Below are 19,800 nucleotides of genomic sequence, written 5' to 3'. Positions count from 1 at the left end.
CATACGAACATGGCTGATCTAGCGAAGCTGGTTGATGAACTATCGGCTCTCACCGTTCTCGAAGCGGCAGAACTCTCGAAGCTGCTCGAAGAGAAGTGGGGCGTTTCGGCTGCGGCACCGGTTGCGGTTGCGGCGGCTCCGGCTGGTGGCGGCGCGGCTGCGGCCCCGGTTGAGGAAAAGACCGAATTTGACGTCATCCTGAAGTCGGGTGGCGACAAGAAGATCAACGTCATTAAGGAAATCCGGACCATTACCGGTCTCGGTTTGAAAGAGGCGAAGGACTTGGTTGAAGGCGCACCGAAGACCGTCAAAGAGGGTGCGACCAAGGACGAAGCCGAGAAGATCAAGAAGGTTCTGGAAGAGCAGGGCGCATCTGTCGAAATCCAGTAATCCATATCCCGTTCGCGGCTCGGTGGGGCGCGGGCGGGGCTTGTTGGAGTTGAACCGGCGGGTGCCTTTTGGCGCCCGCCTGTTTGGCGTTGTGCCCCAGCATTAAGGCAATGCTGGGTCGCGTGCGGGCGAAATGTGGCGGGCCGTTCGGGCGCGCCAGCGTGGGTGCAGATCGGGATAGGGTCAAAATATGAACGTGATTATTGGTGGCACGAGCAGGCTTTCATCGGTGAACCGCAAGCGGATTCGCAAAAGCTTTGGGCGCATCCCTGAAGTCACGCCGATGCCCAATCTGATCGATGTGCAGCGGGCGAGCTATGACGCGTTTTTGCAAATGCATGTCACGCCAGATGCGCGTTCCACCACGGGCTTGCAGGAAGTCTTCAAATCGGTGTTCCCGATTGAGGATTTTACCGGCCGTGGTCGTTTGGAATTTGTCTATTACGAGCTGGAAGAGCCGAAATACGACGTTGAGGAATGCATCCAACGCGGGATGACCTATGCCGCGCCGTTGAAGGTGGTGCTGCGGTTGATCGTGTGGGATATTGACGAGGATACCGGCGCGAAGTCGATCCGCGACATCAAAGAGCAGCCTGTTTACATGGGTGATATGCCGTTGATGACCGACAATGGCACCTTCGTGGTCAATGGCACCGAGCGGGTGATTGTCAGCCAGATGCACCGCAGCCCCGGCGTGTTTTTCGATCATGACAAGGGCAAAACCCACGCATCCGGCAAGTATTTGTTCGCTGCACGGGTGATCCCGTATCGCGGTTCGTGGCTCGATTTTGAATTCGACGCCAAGGATTTGATTTATGTCCGGATTGACCGCAAGCGTAAATTGCCGGTCACCACGCTGCTCTATGCGCTCGATAGTGTGGCGACCGAGGCCCTGCGCGCGGCAAGGCTGGCCAAGGGCGAGAAGCTGGAAATTGGCGAGATCAAGGGCATGGACGCGGAAGAAATTCTGAACGCGTTCTATCGCCAAGTGGTGTTTGAGCAGGTTCGTGACACGCAGGGTGATTTGGCCTGGGCGCGACCCTTCGATGTCGAGGCGTTCCGCGGGGTGAAGCTTTCGGAAAATCTGGTCGATGCGGACACCGGTGAAATCGTCGCGAAGACCGATGAAAAACTGACCGCGCGGGCGGCACGGAAAATTGCTGAGACCACCAAGCGGGTACTGGTGGGTCGCAATGACGTGATTGGCCGCTATGTGGCGGAGGATTTGTTCGACCCGAATACCGGCGAGATTTTCGCCGATGCAGGCGATGAAATTTCCGAGGCGAAGCTGGCCGTATTCGAGGCGGCGGGGCTGGAATCGATCCCGACGCTCGCGATCGATCAATCGAACGGTCCGTGGATTCGCAACACGCTGGCGGTGGATAAAAACGCCAATCGCGATGACGCGCTGGTTGATATTTACCGGGTGATGCGCCCTGGCGAGCCGCCGACCAGCGAGACCGCCGAGGCGCTGCTGAACGGCCTGTTTTTTGACTCCGAGCGCTATGATTTGTCCTCGGTTGGCCGGGTCAAAATGAATATGCGCCTGGGCATTGAGTGTGATGACCAAATGCGGGTGCTGCGCAAAATCGATATTCTGCGCACCATTCAGATCATGTGCGAATTGAAGGACGGTCGCGGCCAGATCGACGATATTGATAATCTGGGCAATCGCCGGGTTCGCTCGGTCGGTGAGCTGATGGAAAATCAATATCGCGTTGGTCTGCTGCGCATGGAGCGGGCGATCCGCGAGCGGATGAGCTCTGTTGATATTGACGGGGTGATGCCGCATGATTTGATCAACGCCAAGCCGGCGGCGGCGGCGGTGCGGGAGTTCTTTGGCTCCTCGCAATTGAGCCAGTTTATGGATCAGACCAATCCGCTCTCGGAAGTGACCCATAAGCGCCGCCTATCGGCGTTGGGGCCGGGTGGTTTGACCCGTGAGCGCGCCGGCTTTGAGGTGCGCGACGTGCATCCGACCCATTATGGCCGGATTTGCCCGATTGAAACGCCGGAAGGGCCGAATATCGGTCTGATCAACTCGCTCGCGACCTATGCGAAGGTCAATAAATACGGCTTCATCGAAACGCCGTATCGCATGGTCAAAGACGGCAAAGTGCAGAACGAATATCGGTATCTGTCAGCGATGGAGGAGGACAAACTCACCGTCGCGCAGGCGGATGCGCCGAAGACCAGCGATGGTACATTGACCGAGGATTTGGTCTCGGTGCGCCGCAATGGCGATTTCCGGTTGGTCAAGCCAGAGGAAGTCACCGCGATTGACGTGTCACCCAAGCAGCTCGTGTCGGTTGCGGCGGCGTTGATCCCGTTCTTGGAAAATGACGACGCGAACCGCGCTTTGATGGGCTCGAACATGCAGCGCCAGGCGGTGCCGTTGATCCGCTCGGATGCGCCGTTGGTCGGCACCGGCATGGAAGCGGCGGTGGCGCGCGATTCGGGTGCGACCATTGTGGCGCGGCGCGCTGGCGTGGTCGATCAGATCGATGGTGCGCGCATCGTGGTGCGGGCCACTGGCGAGGATGGCACGACGGCCGGCGTCGATATTTATCGTCTGCGCAAATATATGCGTTCCAACCAATCGACTTGCATCAACCAGCGTCCGCTGGTGCGCGTGGGTGATCGGGTGGCTGAGGGCGAAATCATCGCGGATGGTCCGTCCACGGAGCTGGGTGAATTGGCGCTGGGCCGCAATGTTTTGTGCGCGTTCATGCCGTGGAGCGGCTATAATTTCGAAGATAGTATTCTGATTTCTGAGCGGATTGGCCGCGATGACATGTTTACCTCGATCCATATCGAGGAATTCGAGTCGATGGCGCGCGATACCAAGCTCGGCCAGGAAGAAATCACCCGCGATATCCCGAATGTCGGCGAGGAAGCCTTGCGCAACCTCGATGAGGCGGGGATCGTGTATATCGGCGCGGAGGTTAACCCCGGCGATATTTTGGTGGGCAAGGTCACGCCGAAGGGCGAAAGCCCGATGACGCCAGAGGAAAAGCTGCTCCGGGCGATTTTCGGTGAAAAAGCCTCGGACGTGCGGGATACTTCCACCAAGCTGCCGCCCGGCGTGTCCGGCACGGTGGTGGATGTGCGGGTGTTCAATCGGCGCGGGGTGGACAAGGATGAGCGCGCTTTGGCGATTGAGCGCGCCGAAATCGAGCGTCTGGCCAAAGACCGCGATGACGAGCGCGGCATTCAAGAGCGCGCCTTTATCAGCCGTCTGCGCGAAAAACTGCTCGGCCAGAAGGCCGGTGCGGGCGCCAAAGGGCTGAAAAGCGGCACCGAAATCACCGAGGACGTGCTGGCGGAAATCCCGCGTGGCGCTTGGCGCACCCTGACCGTTCAGGACGACGCGGTGATGGCCGAGATTGAGACGCTGCGGCGCGAATTCGATGCGGCGGTGCAAAAGCTGCAAAGTCGGTTCGAAAGCAAGGTCGAGAAGCTGCAGCGCGGCGATGAAATGCCGCCGGGCGTGATGAAAATGGTCAAAGTGTTCGTCGCGGTGAAGCGCAAGCTGCAGCCGGGCGACAAAATGGCCGGGCGTCATGGCAATAAGGGTGTGGTTTCCAAGGTCGTGCCGGTCGAGGATATGCCGTTCTTGGCTGATGGCACACCGGTCGATGTGGTGCTGAACCCGCTGGGCGTGCCCTCGCGCATGAATGTCGGGCAAATCCTGGAAACCCATCTGGGTTGGGCTTGCGCCAATCTTGGGCGGCAAATCGGCGAGCTGTATGATGCGTATCGTCGTGACGGCGAAGCGCGGCAGGCTTTGCTGACCAGCCTCAAGGATGTGTACGGGCTGGATATTTATAACAGCGAAATTGCCGGGATGACGGATCGCGAGCTGAACGAACTTTGCGAGAATTTGCGCAAGGGCGTGCCGATTGCGACGCCGGTGTTCGATGGGGCGCGGATTACCGACATCGAGGCGATGCTGGCAAAAGCGGGGCTTGATGTGTCCGGGCAGATGGTGCTGCGCGATGGCCGAACGGGCGAAGAGTTCGAACGCAAGGTCACGGTCGGCTATATGTACATGCTCAAGCTCGGTCACATGGTCGATGACAAGATCCATGCACGGTCGATCGGGCCGTATAGCTTGGTCACCCAGCAGCCTTTGGGTGGCAAGGCGCAGTTTGGCGGTCAGCGCTTCGGCGAAATGGAGGTCTGGGCGCTCGAGGCCTATGGCGCGGCTTACACCTTGCAGGAAATGCTGACGGTGAAATCCGATGACGTTTCTGGCCGCACCAAGGTCTATGAGGCGATTGTGCGCGAGCAGGATAATTTCGAAGCCGGCGTGCCCGAGAGTTTCAACGTGTTGACCAAGGAACTGAAAGCCCTTGGTTTGAATGTCGATCTCGATCAATCGACCCCGACCTGATCCGCTTCGGCTCTCTGATGATGAATGGCGATTCCGCCGCCGGGTTCCCGCCCGACGGCCCCGTGAAAGGGATATGAGATGAACGACCTGATGAAAATTCTTGGCCAGACTGGCCAGGCGGCGACTTTCGACCAAATTAAAATCCAAATCGCCTCACCCGAGCAAATCCGTTCCTGGTCGTTCGGCGAGATCAAGAAGCCGGAAACCATCAATTACCGCACTTTCAAGCCTGAGCGGGATGGCTTGTTCTGCGCGCGCATTTTTGGACCGATCAAGGACTATGAGTGCTTGTGCGGCAAGTATAAGCGGATGAAATTCCGTGGTATTATTTGCGAAAAATGCGGCGTGGAAGTGACGCTGGCAAAGGTTCGGCGTGAGCGTATGGGCCATATCGAGCTGGCCTCGCCGGTTGCGCATATTTGGTTCTTGAAGTCGCTGCCGAGCCGGATTGCGACGATGATGCCGGATATGTCGCTGAAAGACCTTGAGAAAGTCCTGTATTTCGAGAGCTACATCGTGCTCGATCCTTATACGACGGATCTGAAGCGCTATTCGCTGCTTTCGGAAGATGATTTATATGCCAAGCAGGATGAGTTTGGCGAAGATGGTTTCAAAGCCGGTATCGGCGCTGAGGCGATCAAGTCGATTCTGGCGCAGATTGATCTGGAATCTGAAAAAGCGACGATGCGTGCCGAATTGAAGGCCGCGACTTCTGAGGCGAAGCGCAAAAAGCTGGTGAAGCGGCTCAAGCTGGTTGAGGCGTTTTTGGCCTCCGGCACGCGGCCTGAATGGATGATTTTGGACGTGGTGCCGGTCATTCCGCCGGAATTGCGCCCGCTGGTGCCATTGGATGGTGGACGTTTTGCCACTTCGGACCTGAATGATTTGTATCGCCGGGTGATTAACCGCAATAACCGCTTGAAGCGGCTGATCGAGCTGCGGGCGCCAGACATTATTGTGCGTAACGAAAAGCGGATGCTGCAAGAATCGGTCGATGCGCTGTTTGACAATGGCCGGCGCGGTCGGGCGATTACCGGCACCAACAAGCGACCGCTGAAATCACTGTCGGATATGTTGAAGGGCAAGCAGGGCCGGTTCCGGCAGAATCTGCTGGGCAAGCGCGTCGATTATTCGGGCCGGTCGGTGATTGTGGTGGGGCCGGAGCTGAAGCTGCATCAATGCGGCTTGCCGAAGAAAATGGCGCTCGAACTGTTCAAGCCGTTCATTTACGCCAAGTTGGAAAAATACGGCCTCGCGACCACCATCAAGGCGGCCAAGCGCATGGTCGAAAAAGAACGTCCCGAAGTGTGGGATATTCTGGAAGAGGTGATTCGCGAGCATCCGGTGATGCTGAACCGCGCGCCCACCTTGCATCGCTTGGGGATTCAGGCGTTCGAGCCGATTTTGATTGAAGGCAAGGCGATCCAACTACATCCGCTGGTCTGCACCGCCTTCAACGCGGATTTTGACGGCGATCAGATGGCGGTGCATGTGCCGCTCTCGATTGAGGCGCAGCTCGAAGCGCGGGTGCTAATGATGAGCACCAACAATATTCTCAACCCGGCGAACGGCAAGCCGATCATCGTGCCGAGCCAGGATATTGTGCTCGGGCTGTATTATTTGTCGCTGGAATCGCCGCGCTTTACCCAAATCAAGGATGAGGACGCGCCGGCGTTCGGCTCGGTCGATGAAATCGAGCATGCCTTGTCGCAAGGTATCGTGCATTTGCATGACAAAATCCGGGCGCGCATCACCCGCACGCTGGCGGACGGCACCACCGTGCGCGAGCGCGTGGCGACCACGCCGGGGCGGATGCTGATCGGGCGGTTGCTGCCGGGCCATGCGGACCTTCCGTTCTCGCTGGTCAATAAACAATTGATCAAAAAGAATGTGTCGGACGTGATCGATGCGGTCTATCGCCATTGCGGTCAGAAGGAAGCAGTGATTTTCTGCGACCGTCTGATGGGGTTGGGCTTTGCCCATGCGGCGCGCGCCGGCATTTCCTTCGGCAAGGACGACATGGTGATCCCGCCGGAGAAATACGCGCTGCTGGAGAAAACCCAGGCCGAGGTGAAGGAATTCGAAACCCAGTATCATGACGGTCTGATCACGGCGGGCGAACGCTATAATAAGGTGATCGACGCGTGGACCAAGTGTAACGATGCTGTGGCTGCGGCGATGATGCGTGAAATTTCGCGTCAGGACCCCGGCAAGCCGACCAATTCGGTGTGGATGATGAGCCATTCCGGGGCGCGTGGGTCGCCAGCACAGATGCGCCAGCTCGCGGGGATGCGCGGTTTGATGGCCAAGCCGTCCGGCCAGATTATCGAGCAGCCGATTCTGTCGAACTTCAAAGAGGGTTTGACCGTTGCCGAGTATTTCAACTCGACCCATGGTGCGCGTAAGGGTTTGGCTGACACCGCGCTGAAAACCGCGAACTCGGGCTATTTGACGCGGCGTTTGGTTGACGTGGCGCAGGATAGCATCGTGGTGCAGGAAGATTGCGGCACGGAACGCGGCTTGACCGCACGATCGGTGATGGATGGCGGTGAAGTGATTTCCAGCCTGTCCGAACGCGTGTTGGGTCGGTCGGCGGCGGAAGCGGTTATCGACCCGAACGATAATAGCGTGATTGTCGAGCCGGGTGAGCTGATCGATGAAGTTGCGGCGGATCGGATCGAGAAGGCGGGCGTGGAGCAGGTGAAAATCCGCTCTGCCCTCACCTGCGAAGCGCGCATTGGTGTGTGCGCCAAATGCTATGGGCGCGATTTGGCCCGTGGCACGCCGGTCAATATCGGCGAAGCGGTTGGCGTTATCGCCGCGCAGTCGATTGGCGAGCCGGGCACCCAGCTGACCATGCGCACCTTCCATATCGGTGGCGCGGCGCAGCGCGGTGCAGAAAAATCGACGGTCGAGGCCAGCCATGACGGGACGGCCAGCATTCGCAACCGCACGATCGTGACCAACTCGTCGGGTCATCCGATTGTGATGAGCCGAAATTGCGAAATCGCGATCATCGATTCTGGCAAGCGCGAGCGCGCCCGTTTCCGCGTGCCTTATGGTGCGCGGTTGCTGACCGATGAGGGTGAGACGGTGGCGCGCGGTGCGAAGCTGGCGGAGTGGGACCCTTACACCTTGCCGATCATCACCGAGCGGGCCGGTATCGTGGAATATGCCGACCTGCTCGATGGCGTTACCTTGATCGAACGGACCGACGAAGTGACCGGCCTGACTTCCAAAGTCGTGGTTGACTATAAGCAATCAGCCAAAGGGGCGGATTTGCGGCCCCGCCTGCTGCTGAAGGATGACAAGGGCGAGATTATTCGTCTCGCGAATGGCGGTGAGGCGCGTTACTTCCTGAGTCCGGACTCGATTTTGTCGATCGAGAGTGGTGCGCAGGTGGCGGCGGGCGATGTGCTGGCCCGTATCCCGCGCGAAGGCGGCAAGACCCGCGACATTACCGGCGGTCTGCCGCGGGTGGCGGAATTGTTCGAAGCGCGCCGGCCCAAGGATCATTCGATTATCGCGGAAATCGATGGTCGTGTGGAAATCGGTAAGGATTACAAGGCCAAGCGCCGTGTCATTGTGAAGAATGACGAGACCGGCGAGGAAGCCGAGCATCTGGTGCCGAAGGGCAAGCACGTTTCGGTGCAAGAGGGCGATTATGTCCGCCGGGGCGATCCGCTGGTCGATGGGCCGCGCGTGCCGCACGATATTTTGCGGGTGATGGGCGTGGAGGCGTTGTCGGAATATCTGATCAACGAAATCCAGGAAGTCTATCGTCTGCAAGGTGTGAAGATCAACGACAAGCATATCGAAGTCGTGGTCCGGCAAATGTTGCAAAAAATGGAAATCACCGAGCCGGGGGATACGACGTTCCTGGTTGGTGAGCTGATTGATCGCATCGAGTTCGATACCGAGAATGAGGCGCGCCTAAAGGCCGATGAACGGCCAGCCCAGGGCGTGCCGGTGCTGCAAGGCATCACCAAGGCGAGCTTGCAGACCCAAAGCTTTATCTCGGCGGCCTCGTTCCAAGAGACCACCCGGGTGCTCACCGAGGCGGCGACAGCCGGCAAGGTGGATAGTCTGGTGGGCTTGAAGGAGAACGTGATCGTCGGTCGCCTGATCCCCGCGGGAACCGGCAGTGTGATGAGCCGGATGCGCGCGATTGCGGCAGGACGTGATAAAACCCGCCTGGCGGAGACCCGCCCGGCTTTGCCAGGACGCAGCGCTGCTGAGTAATTTCGAGTCATAGCAGCAATGCAGCAAATCAAACGCCGACATCCGCAAAGATGTCGGCGTTTTCTTATTCGAAACACCAAACTGGCTTGACTTGCTTTGAAGCTGCCCGTAAGGGTGCGCCTTCAGCGAAGACGCGGTTCGTCCGGTCGCGCTGCTCTCGATGTCTCAAGCTTGCGGTGCCGCTGGTGTTTTGCTCCAGCTTAGGTCGCAAGTAAGGGTAGTCCGCAAACAGGGGTGAGCCTCTGGTTGCGGTATTTTGTATGAGCAGCCGGTTGCATGAGCCCGCCGGCCGAACAAAGGATTGATGATGCCGACGACGAACCAAATGATCGCCAATGGGCGTGAAGCACGACCGAAGCGCAACAAGGTGCCCGCGTTGCAAGGCTGCCCGCAAAAGCGCGGCGTTTGCACGCGCGTGTATACGGTGACGCCGAAGAAGCCGAACTCAGCTTTACGTAAGGTTGCCAAGGTGCGCCTTACCAACGGCTTTGAGGTGGTGAGCTATATTCCCGGTGAAGGCCATAATTTGCAGGAGCACTCGGTGGTCCTGATCCGTGGCGGCCGCGTGAAGGATTTGCCGGGCGTGCGTTATCACATCCTGCGTGGCGTGCTCGACACCCAGGGCATCGCCAAACGCCGTCAGCGCCGGTCGCTGTATGGCGCGAAGCGTCCGAAGTAAGGAGATCAGCAGTGAGCAGACGTCACCGCGCGGTCAAGCGCGAGGTTTTGCCGGATCCGAAATTCGGCGACACCGTTATTAGTCGTTTCATGAATGTGCTCATGTATGACGGCAAAAAATCCGCTGCCGAGTCCATTGTTTATGGGGCTTTGGATAGTCTGAAGCGCCGTGGCGGTCAGAATGCCGATCCGGTGCGGATGTTTCATGAGGCGCTGGACAACGTGAAGCCGGCGATTGAAGTGCGGTCTCGTCGTGTCGGCGGCGCGACCTATCAGGTCCCGGTCGAAGTGCGGACCGAGCGGCGTCAGGCGCTGGCGATCCGCTGGATCATTGATGCAGCGCGCAAGCGCGGCGAGCACACGATGGAGGATCGTCTCTCCAACGAACTGCTGGATGCGGTGAATAACCGTGGTGCGGCGGTGAAGAAGCGCGAAGATACGCATCGGATGGCCGAAGCCAACAAGGCTTTCAGCCATTACCGCTGGTAAGTCGCAGAGTTAGTCGAACCGGTTCCAACATTTTCCGTATCGGTTTCGATGCGGTCCAAGCTACGTCACGGAGATCATCATGGCTAAGGCAAAATTCGAACGTAACAAACCACACTGCAACATTGGCACGATCGGCCACGTCGATCATGGCAAGACGTCGCTCACCGCGGCCATCACCAAAGTGTTGGCCAAGTCCGGTGGCGCCACGTTCCGCGCCTACGACAGCATCGATGCGGCTCCTGAAGAGCGCGCCCGTGGCATCACGATCGCGACGGCGCACGTCGAATATGAGACCGCCAATCGCCACTATGCTCACGTCGATTGCCCCGGCCACGCTGACTATGTGAAGAACATGATCACTGGCGCTGCGCAGATGGACGGCGCGATCCTGGTGGTCTCCGCCGCTGATGGCCCGATGCCGCAGACCCGCGAGCATATTCTGCTCGCCCGTCAGGTTGGCGTGCCGGCGCTGGTGGTGTTCCTGAACAAGATGGACATGGCTGACCCTGATCTGGTCGAGCTGGTCGAGATGGAAGTGCGCGAATTGCTGAGCAAGTATGATTTCCCTGGCGATGATATCCCCATCATCAAGGGTTCGGCCTTGTGCGCGCTGGAAGACAAGCAGCCGGAGATTGGTGAGCAGGCCGTGCTCGAACTGATGGCGGCGGTGGATTCGTACATTCCGCAGCCGGAGCGCGCCAAGGACAAGCCGTTCCTGATGCCGGTTGAAGACGTGTTCTCGATCTCGGGTCGTGGCACGGTGGTTACGGGTCGCGTTGAGCGCGGCATTGTGAAAACCGGCGACGAAGTTGAAATCGTGGGCTTGAAGCCGACGGTGAAGACCATCGTGACCGGCGTGGAAATGTTCCGCAAGCTGCTCGATCAGGGTGAAGCCGGCGATAATATCGGCGCGCTGCTGCGCGGCACCAAGCGTGAAGACGTTGAGCGTGGCCAGGTTCTGGCGGCGCCGGGTTCGATCACGCCGCACACCAATTTCGGCGGTCAGGCTTATATTCTGACCAAGGAAGAAGGTGGCCGCCATACGCCGTTCTTCAGCAACTACCGACCGCAATTCTATTTCCGCACCACCGACGTGACCGGCGTGGTCACCTTGCCGGAAGGTGTTGAGATGGTGGTGCCGGGCGATAACGTGACGATCTCGGTCGAGCTGATTGCCCCGATCGCGATGGATGAAGGCTTGCGCTTCGCCATTCGTGAAGGCGGGCGGACCGTTGGTTCGGGCGTCGTTGCAAAGATCACGAAGTAAGTTGGTAGAGTTTGGGCTTGTCCTTCGGGGCAAGCCTGAGCGCTGGAAGAATGACAGGTAAGACGATGGATAGTCAGAACATTCGCATTCGCCTCAAGGCTTATGATCACCGCGTGCTCGATAACAGCACCAAAGAGATCGTGAACACGGCGAAGCGCACCGGCGCTCAGGTGCGGGGCCCGATCCCGCTGCCGACTCATATTGAGCGGTTCACGGTGAACCGTTCGCCGCATGTCGATAAAAAGAGCCGCGAGCAGTTCGAGATTCGGACCCATCGCCGCTTGCTCGATATTGTCGAACCGACGGCTCAGACGGTCGATGCTTTGATGAAGCTCGATTTGGCTGCCGGCGTCGATGTTGAGATCAAGATCTAAGAATAATTCTGGAAGTAATGTGATGCGTACCGGTGTAATCGCGAAAAAGCTGGGTATGACCCGGTTGTTCAAGGATGACGGCACCCATGTGCCGGTCACCGTGCTGCACATGGATGACGTGCGGGTGGTGGCGGCAAAGACCGTCGAGTCGGACGGCTATGTGTCGGTGCAGCTTGGCTATGGCCACGCGAAGACGAAAAACGTGACCAGGCCCAACAAGGGCCATTTCGCGAAGGCGAAGGTGGAGCCGGCGATGAAGCTGGTCGAATTCCGGGTGGCTGACGACGCGATTTTGGAGCCAGGGCAAGTTTTGTCGCCGGCGCATTTCGTGGTTGGCCAGAAAGTTGACGTTGCGGGCATCAGCAAGGGTAAGGGCTTTGCCGGCGGCATGAAGCGCTGGAATTTTGCCGGTCTCGAAGCCTCGCATGGTGTGTCGATCAGCCATCGTAGCTTGGGATCGACCGGTAATCGTCAGGATCCGGGCAAGACCTTCAAGAACAAGAAAATGGCGGGTCATTTGGGTGATAAACGGATCACCACAATGAATCTCGAAATCGCCGGGATTGATGAGGCGCGCGGCCTGTTGATGATCAAGGGTGCCGTGCCGGGTGCAAAACAAGGCTATGTGTTGGTCCGTGACGCGATCAAGCGTGCCCGTCCGGCTGATGCGGCGTATCCCGCTGCGTTGAAGGCGTAAGGAGAATCGTGATGGAAATCGACGTCACAACGCTGGATGCAGCGCAAGCGGGCAAAGCGATTTTGCCGGAAGCTTATTTCGGCGCCCGTCCGCGCCCTGATATCATGGCTCGCGTGGTGCATTGGCAACTCGCCAAGCGCCGGGCTGGCACGCATAAAACCAAGGGCATGGGCGAGGTGCAGGGCACCACGAAAAAGCCGTTCCGCCAAAAAGGGACAGGTAGTGCGCGTCAAGGCAGTTTGCGCGCGCCACAATTTCGCACCGGTGGCGTGGTTCACGGCCCCGTCGTGCGCGATCACGGTTACTCGCTGAATAAAAAGGTTCGTCGCCTTGGGTTGATTTCGGCCCTGTCGCAAAAAGCGCGCGATGGCAAGCTGATCGTGCTCGATACCGTGGCAGGTGTCTCGAAGACCAGCGAACTGAATGGCAAGCTGAAAAAGCTCGGTTGGGGCAAGACTTTGGTGGTCGATCACGTGGTCGATGAAGGTTTTGCCCGCGCCAGCCGTAACATTATCGGCATCGACGTGCTGCCGGTGGTGGGTGCCAATGTCTATGACATTTTGCATCACGATGTTCTGGTGATCACCCGCGCCGGCCTCGAAGGCTTGACCGCGCGCCTCGATGGCAAGCCAGTTGCCGCAGGCACGAGCGCTGCAGGAGACGCCGCATGAGCAACACGGCACAACTCGATAGCAAGCCGGGTGCCAAAAAAGCCAAACCGGCACCGCGTGGCAATAAGCCCGCGCCGGGCTTGGTCATCGCCCGCGAGAAAATGTTCGATATTATTCGCGGCCCGGTGATTACCGAGAAATCAACTTCGTTGTCTGAGCGCAACCAGGTTGTGTTCAAGGTCTCGCTTGAGGCAACGAAGCCGATGATCAAGGCTGCGGTTGAGGGTTTGTTTGGGGTCAAGGTGCTCGGCGTGAATACGCTGGTGCAAAAGGGCAAGACCAAGCAGTTCAAAGGGCGTCCGGGCGTGCGTTCGGATGTGAAAAAAGCGTTCGTGACGCTGGCCGAAGGTCAGTCGATCGATTTCACAGCGCGTCTGGCGTGAGGCAGGGCTGACACATGGCACTTAAGCATTTCAAACCGGTCACGGCCAGCCTTCGCGGCACCGTTCTGATCGAGCGGAGCGAGTTGTGGAAAGGCAAGCCGGTCAAGGGATTGACCGAAGGCAAGCATTCCACGGGCGGGCGCAATAATCATGGTCGCACCACGAGCTATTTCCGGGGGGGTGGACATAAGCGCACTTACCGCATCGTGGATTTCAAGCGCCGGAAGCATGGCGTTGCCGCCGTGGTGGAGCGCTTGGAATATGACCCGAACCGTTCAGCGTTTTTGGCGCTGCTGAAATATGCCGATGGTGAGCTGGCCTATATTTTGGCGCCGCAACGTCTGAAAGTCGGCGATGAGGTGGTTTCCGGCGTGAAGGTCGATATCAAGCCGGGCAACGCGATGCCGCTGGCGGCGATTCCGGTTGGTACAATCATCCATAATATCGAGTTGAAGGCGGGCGCCGGTGGCAAAATGGCGCGTTCGGCGGGCACATTTGCTCAGCTCGTCGGCAAGGATCAGGGTTACGCCCAGGTCAAGCTGATGTCGGGCGAGCTGCGCTTGATCCGTGGTGAGTGCATGGCCTCGATTGGTGCGGTGTCAAATCCGGATCACTCGAACCAGCAGCTTGGCAAGGCTGGTCGTAATCGTTGGTTGGGTCGTCGTCCGCATAACCGTGGTGTGTCGATGAACCCGGTCGATCACCCGCTGGGTGGTGGTGAAGGCCGCACGTCCGGTGGTCGTCATCCGGTCACGCCGTGGGGCAAACCGACGAAGGGCTACAAAACGCGCGGCAATAAGCGGACGGATGATCTCATTATCCGTCGCCGCAAGAGCGGAAAGGGCTAATCATGGCACGCTCAGTATGGAAAGGCCCGTTCGTGGACGGGTATTTGTTGGGCAAGGCGGAGGCATCACGGGCGTCCGGTCGCAACGAGATTATCAAAATCTGGTCGCGCCGCTCGACGATTCTGCCGCAATTCGTGGGCCTCACCTTCGGGGTCTATAATGGCAAGAAATTCCTGCCGGTGCAGGTGAACGAAAATATGGTGGGTCATAAATTCGGGGAGTTCTCGCCAACCCGCACATTCTCCGGCCACGCGGCCGATAAAAAGGCGAAGCGAGGCTAAGATGAGCAAACCCAATCACCCCCGCATGTTGGCGGAAACCGAGTCGGAAGCCGTGCTGCGCAATATCCGCGTCAGCCCGCGCAAGCTGAATTTGGTCGCGGCGTCGATCCGTAATTTGCCGGCGGGCAGCGCGCTGTCGTCGCTGACCTTCAGTAAACGACGCATTGCCCAGCAGGTCAAAAAGGTGCTGGAAAGCGCCATCGCGAATGCTGAGAATAACCATCAGCTCGATGTTGATCGTTTGGTGGTCACGACAGCGGATGTTGGCCGTGGCGTGGTGATGCGCCGGTTCCAGGCGCGTGGCCGTGGTAAGGCGGCGCGGGTGGAAAAATGGTTCAGCCATTTACGGATCGTGGTTGCCGAGCGCGATATTCTCACCAAAGCCGAGCGGCGTGCCGCCGGGCGCAAGCGCCCTGGTGCGGCAACGGCCAAGGCTGCTGCAGCTCAACCCGCCGAAACGATAGGGGCGCAAGCGTAATGGGTCACAAGGTTAATCCGATCGGGCTTCGGCTCGGCATCAACCGCACCTGGGATAGTCGCTGGTATGCCGGCACAGACTATGCGGCGCTGTTGCATGACGATCTTAAATTGCGTGAGTTTTTGCGCAAGCGTCTGTCCGGCGCGGGCATTTCGAAAGTCATCATTGAGCGTCCCGGCAAGAAGCCGCGCGTCACCATTTACGCCGCCCGTCCGGGCGTGGTGATCGGCAAAAAAGGCCAAGACATTGATGCGCTGAAAAAAGAACTATCGACGATGGCAAAGGCGGATGTTTCGCTGAACATTGTTGAAATTCGCAAGCCGGAAATCGACGCGACTTTGGTGGCCGAAAACATTGCCCAGCAGCTTGAACGCCGGGTTGCGTTCCGCCGGGCCATGAAGCGTGCGGTGCAGTCGGCCATGCGGTTGGGTGCGCAAGGGATTCGGATCAATTGCGGTGGCCGCCTTGGTGGCGCTGAAATTGCGCGCGCTGAGTGGTATCGCGAAGGCCGGGTGCCGTTGCATACGCTGCGTGCCGACATTGATTACGGGATCGCGACCGCCATGACCACTTATGGCACATGCGGCGTGAAGGTTTGGATCTTTAAGGGCGAGATCATGGCGCATGATCCGATGGCGCAAGATCGTCGTGCCGCCGAACAGGCGCCGCAGCGCTGAGGAGATAGGATATGTTGTCACCCAAGCGCACAAAGTTTCGCAAAGCCCATAAAGGCCGCATTCACGGCCTAGCCAAGGGGAATACGCAACTTAATTTTGGCGCCTATGGCCTGAAGGCCTTGGAGCCGGAGCGGATTACAGCCCGTCAGATCGAGGCGGCTCGCCGGGCGATCACGCGTCAAATGAAGCGTGCTGGCCGCGTGTGGATCCGGATTTTCCCGGATTTGCCGGTCTCCACCAAGCCGGCGGAAGTCCGTATGGGTTCGGGTAAAGGTAGCCCTGAGTTTTGGGTTGCCCGCGTCCATCCGGGCCGGATCATGTTTGAGATCGACGGCGTTGCAGAGCCGATTGCGCGCGAAGCGCTCACGCTCGGCGCGGCGAAGCTGCCGATTCGCACCAAAATTGTTACCCGGATCGGGGAGTCCTGACATGAGCAAGGGCGAGATGAACAAAGCCATCGATATTCGGGTGAAAACCCCCGATGAGGTCGAGGCGTTGTTGCTGGATCTGAAGCGCGAGCAGTTGAATCTGCGCTTTCAGCGGGCAACCGGCCAGCAAGAGAATACCAGCCAGATTCGCAAGGTTCGGCGATCGGTTGCGCGAGTGAAGACCATTTTGGCCGAGCGTGCGCGCTCGACCGTGAAGGCTTGAGGGGTTCGATCGATGCCGAAACGCGTCCTGACAGGGCGGGTCGTGAGCGACAAAATGGACAAGACCGTCACGGTTCTTGTCGAGCGTCGCGTCATGCATCCGCTGTATAAGAAGTTTATTCGCCGCTCCAAGAAATATGCGGCGCATGATGAGGCCAATATTTGCGCCATTGGCGATCAGGTTCGCATTGAAGAATGCGCGCCGATCAGCAAGCGCAAGACCTGGACGGTCACTGAGCGGAACGGCGCGGCGCTGGTTGCTCAGCCTGACGCCGCATCACAGGGAGCCTGACATGATTATCGTCGAATCCAATCTGGACGTTGCCGATAATTCCGGGGCTCGCCGGGTCCAATGCATTAAGGTGTTGGGCGGCTCGAAGCGTAAGACCGCTTCAGTTGGCGATGTCATCGTGGTGTCGGTGAAAGACGCGATCCCGCGCGGCAAGGTGAAAAAGGGCGACGTGCATCAAGCCGTCATCGTCCGCACCGCCTATGGCGTGCGCCGGGCTGATGGCAGCGTGATCCGGTTCGATCGGAATGCTGCGGTGCTCATCAATAAACAGATGGAGCCGATCGGCACGCGTATCTTTGGGCCGGTGACCCGTGAATTGCGTGCGCGCAAATTCATGAAAATCATTTCTCTTGCGCCGGAGGTGCTGTGACATGGCGGCACGTATTCGTAAGGGCGACAAAGTCGTGGTGATCTCGGGCGCCGATAAGGGCCGCCAGGGTGAGGTTTTGCGGGTGATTCCGTCAGCCAACCGTGCCGTTGTGCAGGGTATTGCGTTGGCGAAGCACCATACCAAGCCGAAGGGCATGGGTGAGCCTGGCGGCATTATCGAGCGCGAGCGCGCGATCGATTTGTCGAACGTGGCGTTGATCGATCCGGAGTCTGGCAAGCCAACCCGGGTTGGTTTCCGCACCCTTGAGGATGGTCGCAAGGTTCGAGTTGCTCGTCGGAGCGACTCGGTGATTGACGGCTGAAGGTGACAGTGATGAGCGAGACACGTGAAGTAACCCGGCTACGGGCCCATTATGAGACGGTGGTGAAGCCAGCCTTGCAAAAGGAATTCGGCTACACCAACCCGATGCAGGTGCCGAAGCTGGAGAAAATCGTCATCAATATGGGTGTCGGTGAAGCGGCTGCGGACCAAAAAAAGTTGGATGCGGCGGTCGCGGAACTCACTTTGATTGCCGGGCAAAAACCGGTGAAGACGGTCGCGAAGAAGGCGATCGCGGGCTTCAAAATCCGCGAGGGCTTGCCGATTGGCTGTAAGGTGACGCTGCGCCGTGAGCGCATGTATGAATTTCTCGACCGTCTGGTCACTATTGCATTGCCGCGCGTGCGCGATTTTCGCGGGTTGCCGGCAGGTAAAGGGTTTGATGGGCGCGGAAATTTTGCCATGGGTCTCAAGGAACAGATGGTTTTCCCTGAAATTGCCTATGACAAGGTGGACGCAACGCGCGGCATGGACATCGTGTTCGTGACCACCGCGCGCAGCGATGCTGAGGCCAAGGCCCTGCTCAAGGGTTTTGACCTGCCTTTCGCATCTTGAGCGGTAAGTTTTGAGTTTTTCGACAGAGATACACGCGTTTATGGAAAACCGCCGGGTGATGCCGGCAGGTTCCGGAGGATAGAAACGATGGCGAAGACCTCTCAGGTCAATCGGAATAATATGCGGGCGAAGATGGCCAAGCGCGATGCCGGCAAGCGTGCCGCGTTGAAGGCGATTGTCATGGATCGCACGTTGCCGGTCGAAGATCGGTTCGATGCGACGTTGAAACTCGCTCAGCTCCCGCGCAATGGCGCGAAGGGCCGGGTGCGGTTGCGTTGCGAATTGACCGGGCGTTCGCGCGGCAATTATCGGAAATTCAAACTATGCCGCATCGCGTTGCGTGATCTTGCCAGTGCTGGGCAGATTCCCGGCATGGTCAAGGCAAGCTGGTAAGCGAGGATCTGCAATGTCGATGTCCGATCCCTTGGGTGACATGCTCACCCGTATCCGTAACGCCCAGCGGGCCCGTCAGGCGGCATGTGTTGCGCCGGCGTCCCATCTGCGCGCGAATGTGCTTGATGTGTTGAAGCGCGAAGGTTTTATTCGCGGTTTCGCCAAGGAGGAGCTGCGCCCCGGCGTGGCTCAGTTCCGGATCGAGCTGAAATATAACGAAGGCGAGCCGGTGATTAAGGAAATCCACCGCGTGTCGCGTCCGGGCCGGCGGGTTTATTCCAAAATCCGCGAGTTGCCGCGCGTCTATGCCGGGTTGGGGGTGTCGATCCTGTCAACCCCGCGTGGCGTGATGAGTGATGTTGAAGCGCGCGCCGCCAATGTTGGTGGCGAAGTGCTGTGCCGGGTCTTCTAAGGAGCGATCGAGATGTCACGGGTTGGTAAATATCCGGTCGAAATCCCGAAAGGGGTTGATGTCAGCATCGCGAGTGGCGTGCTGACCGCGAAGGGCAAGTTGGGCGTTCTCACAACGCCGATCCATGATGCGGTCGAGGCAAAGATTGAGGATGGTAAATTCTCGGTCAAGCCGCGCGGCAATGAGCGCATGGGCCGGATGATGTGGGGCACCACCCGGGCGGTGGTGGCCAACATGGTTAAAGGTGTGTCCGAAGGGTATGCCAAGACCATGGAAATCACCGGCACCGGTTTTCGTGCTGCTGTGACGGGTCCGAATTTGGTGATGAATCTTGGGTTTTCGCATGATGTGGTGTTCCCGGTTCCCGAGGGCATCAAGATCAGCTGCGAAAAACCGACATTGATCAAGATCGAAGGTGTCGACAAGCGTTTGGTCGGTCAGGTCGCCGCTGAAATCCGCGCCTATCGTCCGCCTGAGCCTTACAAGGGCAAGGGCGTGAAATTTGTGGGCGAGGCGATCCGGCGCAAGGAAGGCAAAAAGAAATGATGGGTTCAACTCGCGACAAGGAAGCGCGTCGTCGGCTGCGGCTGCGCTATCAACTCCGCAAAAAATCTGGTGGGCGCCCGCGCTTGTCGGTATTTCGGTCTGGCAAGCATATTTATGCGCAAGTGATCGACGATACCGCTGGTCGCACCTTGGCGGCAGCGTCGTCGCTCGATGCGGGGTTGCGCACGGAATTGCGCACCGGTGCTGATCGGGAAGCGGCGGCTGCGGTGGGCAAGCTGGTGGCCGAACGCGCGAAGGCGGCTGGGGTCACCCAAGTCGTGTTTGATCGCGGCGCCTATATTTATCATGGTCGGGTCAAGGCCCTGGCTGAAGCCGCTCGCGAGAGCGGGCTTGATTTCTAAGGAGTAGGGC

At 58.7% G+C, this 19,800-nt stretch carries 24 protein-coding genes; all 24 read left to right on the top strand.

The features are described from left to right. Positions 1-9 precede the first annotated feature (9 nt). The 24 genes from rplL to rplR all read left to right on the top strand — a co-directional run bounded on the left by rplL (position 10) and on the right by rplR (position 19,790). Positions 10-390 carry a 50S ribosomal protein L7/L12 gene (rplL, locus tag ACYUCQ_RS06585; RefSeq protein WP_460253711.1) on the top strand — a complete coding sequence of 127 codons (381 nt, stop codon included), beginning with the start codon at positions 10-12 and terminating at the stop codon, positions 388-390. A 190-nt stretch (positions 391-580) separates the two neighbouring features. Next, positions 581-4,786 carry a DNA-directed RNA polymerase subunit beta gene (gene rpoB / locus ACYUCQ_RS06580; protein WP_460253710.1) on the top strand — a complete coding sequence of 1,402 codons (4,206 nt, stop codon included), beginning with the start codon at positions 581-583 and terminating at the stop codon, positions 4,784-4,786. A gap of 78 nt (positions 4,787-4,864) precedes the next feature. Further along, on the top strand, positions 4,865-9,028 hold the full coding sequence (gene rpoC / locus ACYUCQ_RS06575; RefSeq protein WP_460253709.1) for a DNA-directed RNA polymerase subunit beta': 4,164 nt from the start codon (positions 4,865-4,867) through the stop codon (positions 9,026-9,028). A 307-nt stretch (positions 9,029-9,335) separates the two neighbouring features. Next, positions 9,336-9,707, top strand: coding sequence for a 30S ribosomal protein S12 (gene rpsL, locus ACYUCQ_RS06570; protein WP_460253757.1), 372 nt, complete (start codon positions 9,336-9,338; stop codon positions 9,705-9,707). Positions 9,708-9,718: 11 nt separating this feature from the next. Further along, positions 9,719-10,195, top strand: a complete 477-nt coding sequence (gene rpsG, locus ACYUCQ_RS06565; protein WP_460253708.1) for a 30S ribosomal protein S7 — start codon at positions 9,719-9,721, stop codon at positions 10,193-10,195. 79 nt (positions 10,196-10,274) lie between these two features. Next, entirely contained in the window at positions 10,275-11,462 is a 1,188-nt protein-coding gene (gene tuf, locus ACYUCQ_RS06560) for an elongation factor Tu (RefSeq protein ID WP_460253707.1), read from the top strand. A gap of 65 nt (positions 11,463-11,527) precedes the next feature. After that, positions 11,528-11,836: a 30S ribosomal protein S10 gene (gene rpsJ, locus ACYUCQ_RS06555; RefSeq protein WP_460253756.1), complete on the top strand. Its 309-nt coding sequence runs from the start codon at positions 11,528-11,530 to the stop codon at positions 11,834-11,836. Positions 11,837-11,858: 22 nt separating this feature from the next. Then, positions 11,859-12,533 carry a 50S ribosomal protein L3 gene (rplC, locus tag ACYUCQ_RS06550; protein WP_460253706.1) on the top strand — a complete coding sequence of 225 codons (675 nt, stop codon included), beginning with the start codon at positions 11,859-11,861 and terminating at the stop codon, positions 12,531-12,533. 11 nt (positions 12,534-12,544) lie between these two features. Continuing rightward, positions 12,545-13,204, top strand: coding sequence for a 50S ribosomal protein L4 (rplD, locus tag ACYUCQ_RS06545; RefSeq protein ID WP_460253705.1), 660 nt, complete (start codon positions 12,545-12,547; stop codon positions 13,202-13,204). A 101-nt stretch (positions 13,205-13,305) separates the two neighbouring features. Next, the gene (locus tag ACYUCQ_RS06540) at positions 13,306-13,587 is read left to right on the top strand and encodes a 50S ribosomal protein L23 (RefSeq protein ID WP_460253755.1); all 282 of its coding nucleotides are present in this window, start codon (positions 13,306-13,308) and stop codon (positions 13,585-13,587) included. A 14-nt stretch (positions 13,588-13,601) separates the two neighbouring features. Then, on the top strand, positions 13,602-14,435 hold the full coding sequence (rplB, locus tag ACYUCQ_RS06535) for a 50S ribosomal protein L2 (protein WP_460253704.1): 834 nt from the start codon (positions 13,602-13,604) through the stop codon (positions 14,433-14,435). 2 nt (positions 14,436-14,437) lie between these two features. Next, positions 14,438-14,716, top strand: coding sequence for a 30S ribosomal protein S19 (rpsS, locus tag ACYUCQ_RS06530; RefSeq protein WP_460253703.1), 279 nt, complete (start codon positions 14,438-14,440; stop codon positions 14,714-14,716). A gap of 1 nt (position 14,717) precedes the next feature. After that, the gene (gene rplV / locus ACYUCQ_RS06525; RefSeq protein WP_460253702.1) at positions 14,718-15,194 is read left to right on the top strand and encodes a 50S ribosomal protein L22; all 477 of its coding nucleotides are present in this window, start codon (positions 14,718-14,720) and stop codon (positions 15,192-15,194) included. Continuing rightward, entirely contained in the window at positions 15,194-15,871 is a 678-nt protein-coding gene (gene rpsC, locus ACYUCQ_RS06520; protein ID WP_460253701.1) for a 30S ribosomal protein S3, read from the top strand. Before rplV ends, rpsC begins: the two co-directional genes overlap by 1 nt. 11 nt (positions 15,872-15,882) lie before the next feature. Further along, positions 15,883-16,299: a 50S ribosomal protein L16 gene (gene rplP, locus ACYUCQ_RS06515; RefSeq protein WP_460253700.1), complete on the top strand. Its 417-nt coding sequence runs from the start codon at positions 15,883-15,885 to the stop codon at positions 16,297-16,299. Positions 16,300-16,315: 16 nt separating this feature from the next. Further along, the gene (gene rpmC, locus ACYUCQ_RS06510; protein WP_460253754.1) at positions 16,316-16,522 is read left to right on the top strand and encodes a 50S ribosomal protein L29; all 207 of its coding nucleotides are present in this window, start codon (positions 16,316-16,318) and stop codon (positions 16,520-16,522) included. A 12-nt stretch (positions 16,523-16,534) separates the two neighbouring features. After that, entirely contained in the window at positions 16,535-16,813 is a 279-nt protein-coding gene (gene rpsQ, locus ACYUCQ_RS06505) for a 30S ribosomal protein S17 (RefSeq protein ID WP_460253699.1), read from the top strand. Position 16,814: 1 nt separating this feature from the next. Then, positions 16,815-17,183, top strand: a complete 369-nt coding sequence (rplN, locus tag ACYUCQ_RS06500) for a 50S ribosomal protein L14 (RefSeq protein ID WP_460253698.1) — start codon at positions 16,815-16,817, stop codon at positions 17,181-17,183. 1 nt (position 17,184) lies between these two features. Then, the gene (gene rplX / locus ACYUCQ_RS06495) at positions 17,185-17,505 is read left to right on the top strand and encodes a 50S ribosomal protein L24 (RefSeq protein WP_460253697.1); all 321 of its coding nucleotides are present in this window, start codon (positions 17,185-17,187) and stop codon (positions 17,503-17,505) included. Between the two features lie 11 nt (positions 17,506-17,516). Beyond that, positions 17,517-18,077, top strand: a complete 561-nt coding sequence (gene rplE / locus ACYUCQ_RS06490) for a 50S ribosomal protein L5 (RefSeq protein WP_460253696.1) — start codon at positions 17,517-17,519, stop codon at positions 18,075-18,077. Between the two features lie 87 nt (positions 18,078-18,164). Beyond that, entirely contained in the window at positions 18,165-18,470 is a 306-nt protein-coding gene (gene rpsN / locus ACYUCQ_RS06485) for a 30S ribosomal protein S14 (RefSeq protein ID WP_460253695.1), read from the top strand. Positions 18,471-18,483: 13 nt separating this feature from the next. Next, complete coding sequence (gene rpsH / locus ACYUCQ_RS06480; protein WP_460253694.1) at positions 18,484-18,882, top strand: 30S ribosomal protein S8; 399 nt, start codon at positions 18,484-18,486, stop codon at positions 18,880-18,882. Between the two features lie 12 nt (positions 18,883-18,894). Further along, the gene (gene rplF, locus ACYUCQ_RS06475; protein ID WP_460253693.1) at positions 18,895-19,428 is read left to right on the top strand and encodes a 50S ribosomal protein L6; all 534 of its coding nucleotides are present in this window, start codon (positions 18,895-18,897) and stop codon (positions 19,426-19,428) included. Then, entirely contained in the window at positions 19,428-19,790 is a 363-nt protein-coding gene (gene rplR, locus ACYUCQ_RS06470; RefSeq protein WP_460253753.1) for a 50S ribosomal protein L18, read from the top strand. Before rplF ends, rplR begins: the two co-directional genes overlap by 1 nt. Positions 19,791-19,800 lie beyond the last annotated feature (10 nt).

The sequence above is a fragment of the Acidiphilium sp. MT5 genome, from assembly GCF_054767495.1.
The sequence above is the reverse complement of the archived record's forward strand: the minus strand, read 5'-3'. Positions and strand labels throughout refer to the sequence as shown.

What these genes read in the sequence shown, in the direction of transcription:
- rplL (WP_460253711.1), top strand. Translation starts at nt 10, where the DNA reads ATGGCTGATCTAGCGAAGCTGGTTGATGAACTATCGGCTCTCACCGTT.
- rpoB (WP_460253710.1), top strand. Translation starts at nt 581, where the DNA reads ATGAACGTGATTATTGGTGGCACGAGCAGGCTTTCATCGGTGAACCGC.
- rpoC (WP_460253709.1), top strand. Translation starts at nt 4,865, where the DNA reads ATGAACGACCTGATGAAAATTCTTGGCCAGACTGGCCAGGCGGCGACT.
- rpsL (WP_460253757.1), top strand. Translation starts at nt 9,336, where the DNA reads ATGCCGACGACGAACCAAATGATCGCCAATGGGCGTGAAGCACGACCG.
- tuf (WP_460253707.1), top strand. Translation starts at nt 10,275, where the DNA reads ATGGCTAAGGCAAAATTCGAACGTAACAAACCACACTGCAACATTGGC.
- rpsJ (WP_460253756.1), top strand. Translation starts at nt 11,528, where the DNA reads ATGGATAGTCAGAACATTCGCATTCGCCTCAAGGCTTATGATCACCGC.
- rplC (WP_460253706.1), top strand. Translation starts at nt 11,859, where the DNA reads ATGCGTACCGGTGTAATCGCGAAAAAGCTGGGTATGACCCGGTTGTTC.
- rplD (WP_460253705.1), top strand. Translation starts at nt 12,545, where the DNA reads ATGGAAATCGACGTCACAACGCTGGATGCAGCGCAAGCGGGCAAAGCG.
- ACYUCQ_RS06540 (WP_460253755.1), top strand. Translation starts at nt 13,306, where the DNA reads ATGTTCGATATTATTCGCGGCCCGGTGATTACCGAGAAATCAACTTCG.
- rplB (WP_460253704.1), top strand. Translation starts at nt 13,602, where the DNA reads ATGGCACTTAAGCATTTCAAACCGGTCACGGCCAGCCTTCGCGGCACC.
- rpsS (WP_460253703.1), top strand. Translation starts at nt 14,438, where the DNA reads ATGGCACGCTCAGTATGGAAAGGCCCGTTCGTGGACGGGTATTTGTTG.
- rplV (WP_460253702.1), top strand. Translation starts at nt 14,718, where the DNA reads ATGAGCAAACCCAATCACCCCCGCATGTTGGCGGAAACCGAGTCGGAA.
- rpsC (WP_460253701.1), top strand. Translation starts at nt 15,194, where the DNA reads ATGGGTCACAAGGTTAATCCGATCGGGCTTCGGCTCGGCATCAACCGC.
- rplP (WP_460253700.1), top strand. Translation starts at nt 15,883, where the DNA reads ATGTTGTCACCCAAGCGCACAAAGTTTCGCAAAGCCCATAAAGGCCGC.
- rpmC (WP_460253754.1), top strand. Translation starts at nt 16,316, where the DNA reads ATGAACAAAGCCATCGATATTCGGGTGAAAACCCCCGATGAGGTCGAG.
- rpsQ (WP_460253699.1), top strand. Translation starts at nt 16,535, where the DNA reads ATGCCGAAACGCGTCCTGACAGGGCGGGTCGTGAGCGACAAAATGGAC.
- rplN (WP_460253698.1), top strand. Translation starts at nt 16,815, where the DNA reads ATGATTATCGTCGAATCCAATCTGGACGTTGCCGATAATTCCGGGGCT.
- rplX (WP_460253697.1), top strand. Translation starts at nt 17,185, where the DNA reads ATGGCGGCACGTATTCGTAAGGGCGACAAAGTCGTGGTGATCTCGGGC.
- rplE (WP_460253696.1), top strand. Translation starts at nt 17,517, where the DNA reads ATGAGCGAGACACGTGAAGTAACCCGGCTACGGGCCCATTATGAGACG.
- rpsN (WP_460253695.1), top strand. Translation starts at nt 18,165, where the DNA reads ATGGCGAAGACCTCTCAGGTCAATCGGAATAATATGCGGGCGAAGATG.
- rpsH (WP_460253694.1), top strand. Translation starts at nt 18,484, where the DNA reads ATGTCGATGTCCGATCCCTTGGGTGACATGCTCACCCGTATCCGTAAC.
- rplF (WP_460253693.1), top strand. Translation starts at nt 18,895, where the DNA reads ATGTCACGGGTTGGTAAATATCCGGTCGAAATCCCGAAAGGGGTTGAT.
- rplR (WP_460253753.1), top strand. Translation starts at nt 19,428, where the DNA reads ATGGGTTCAACTCGCGACAAGGAAGCGCGTCGTCGGCTGCGGCTGCGC.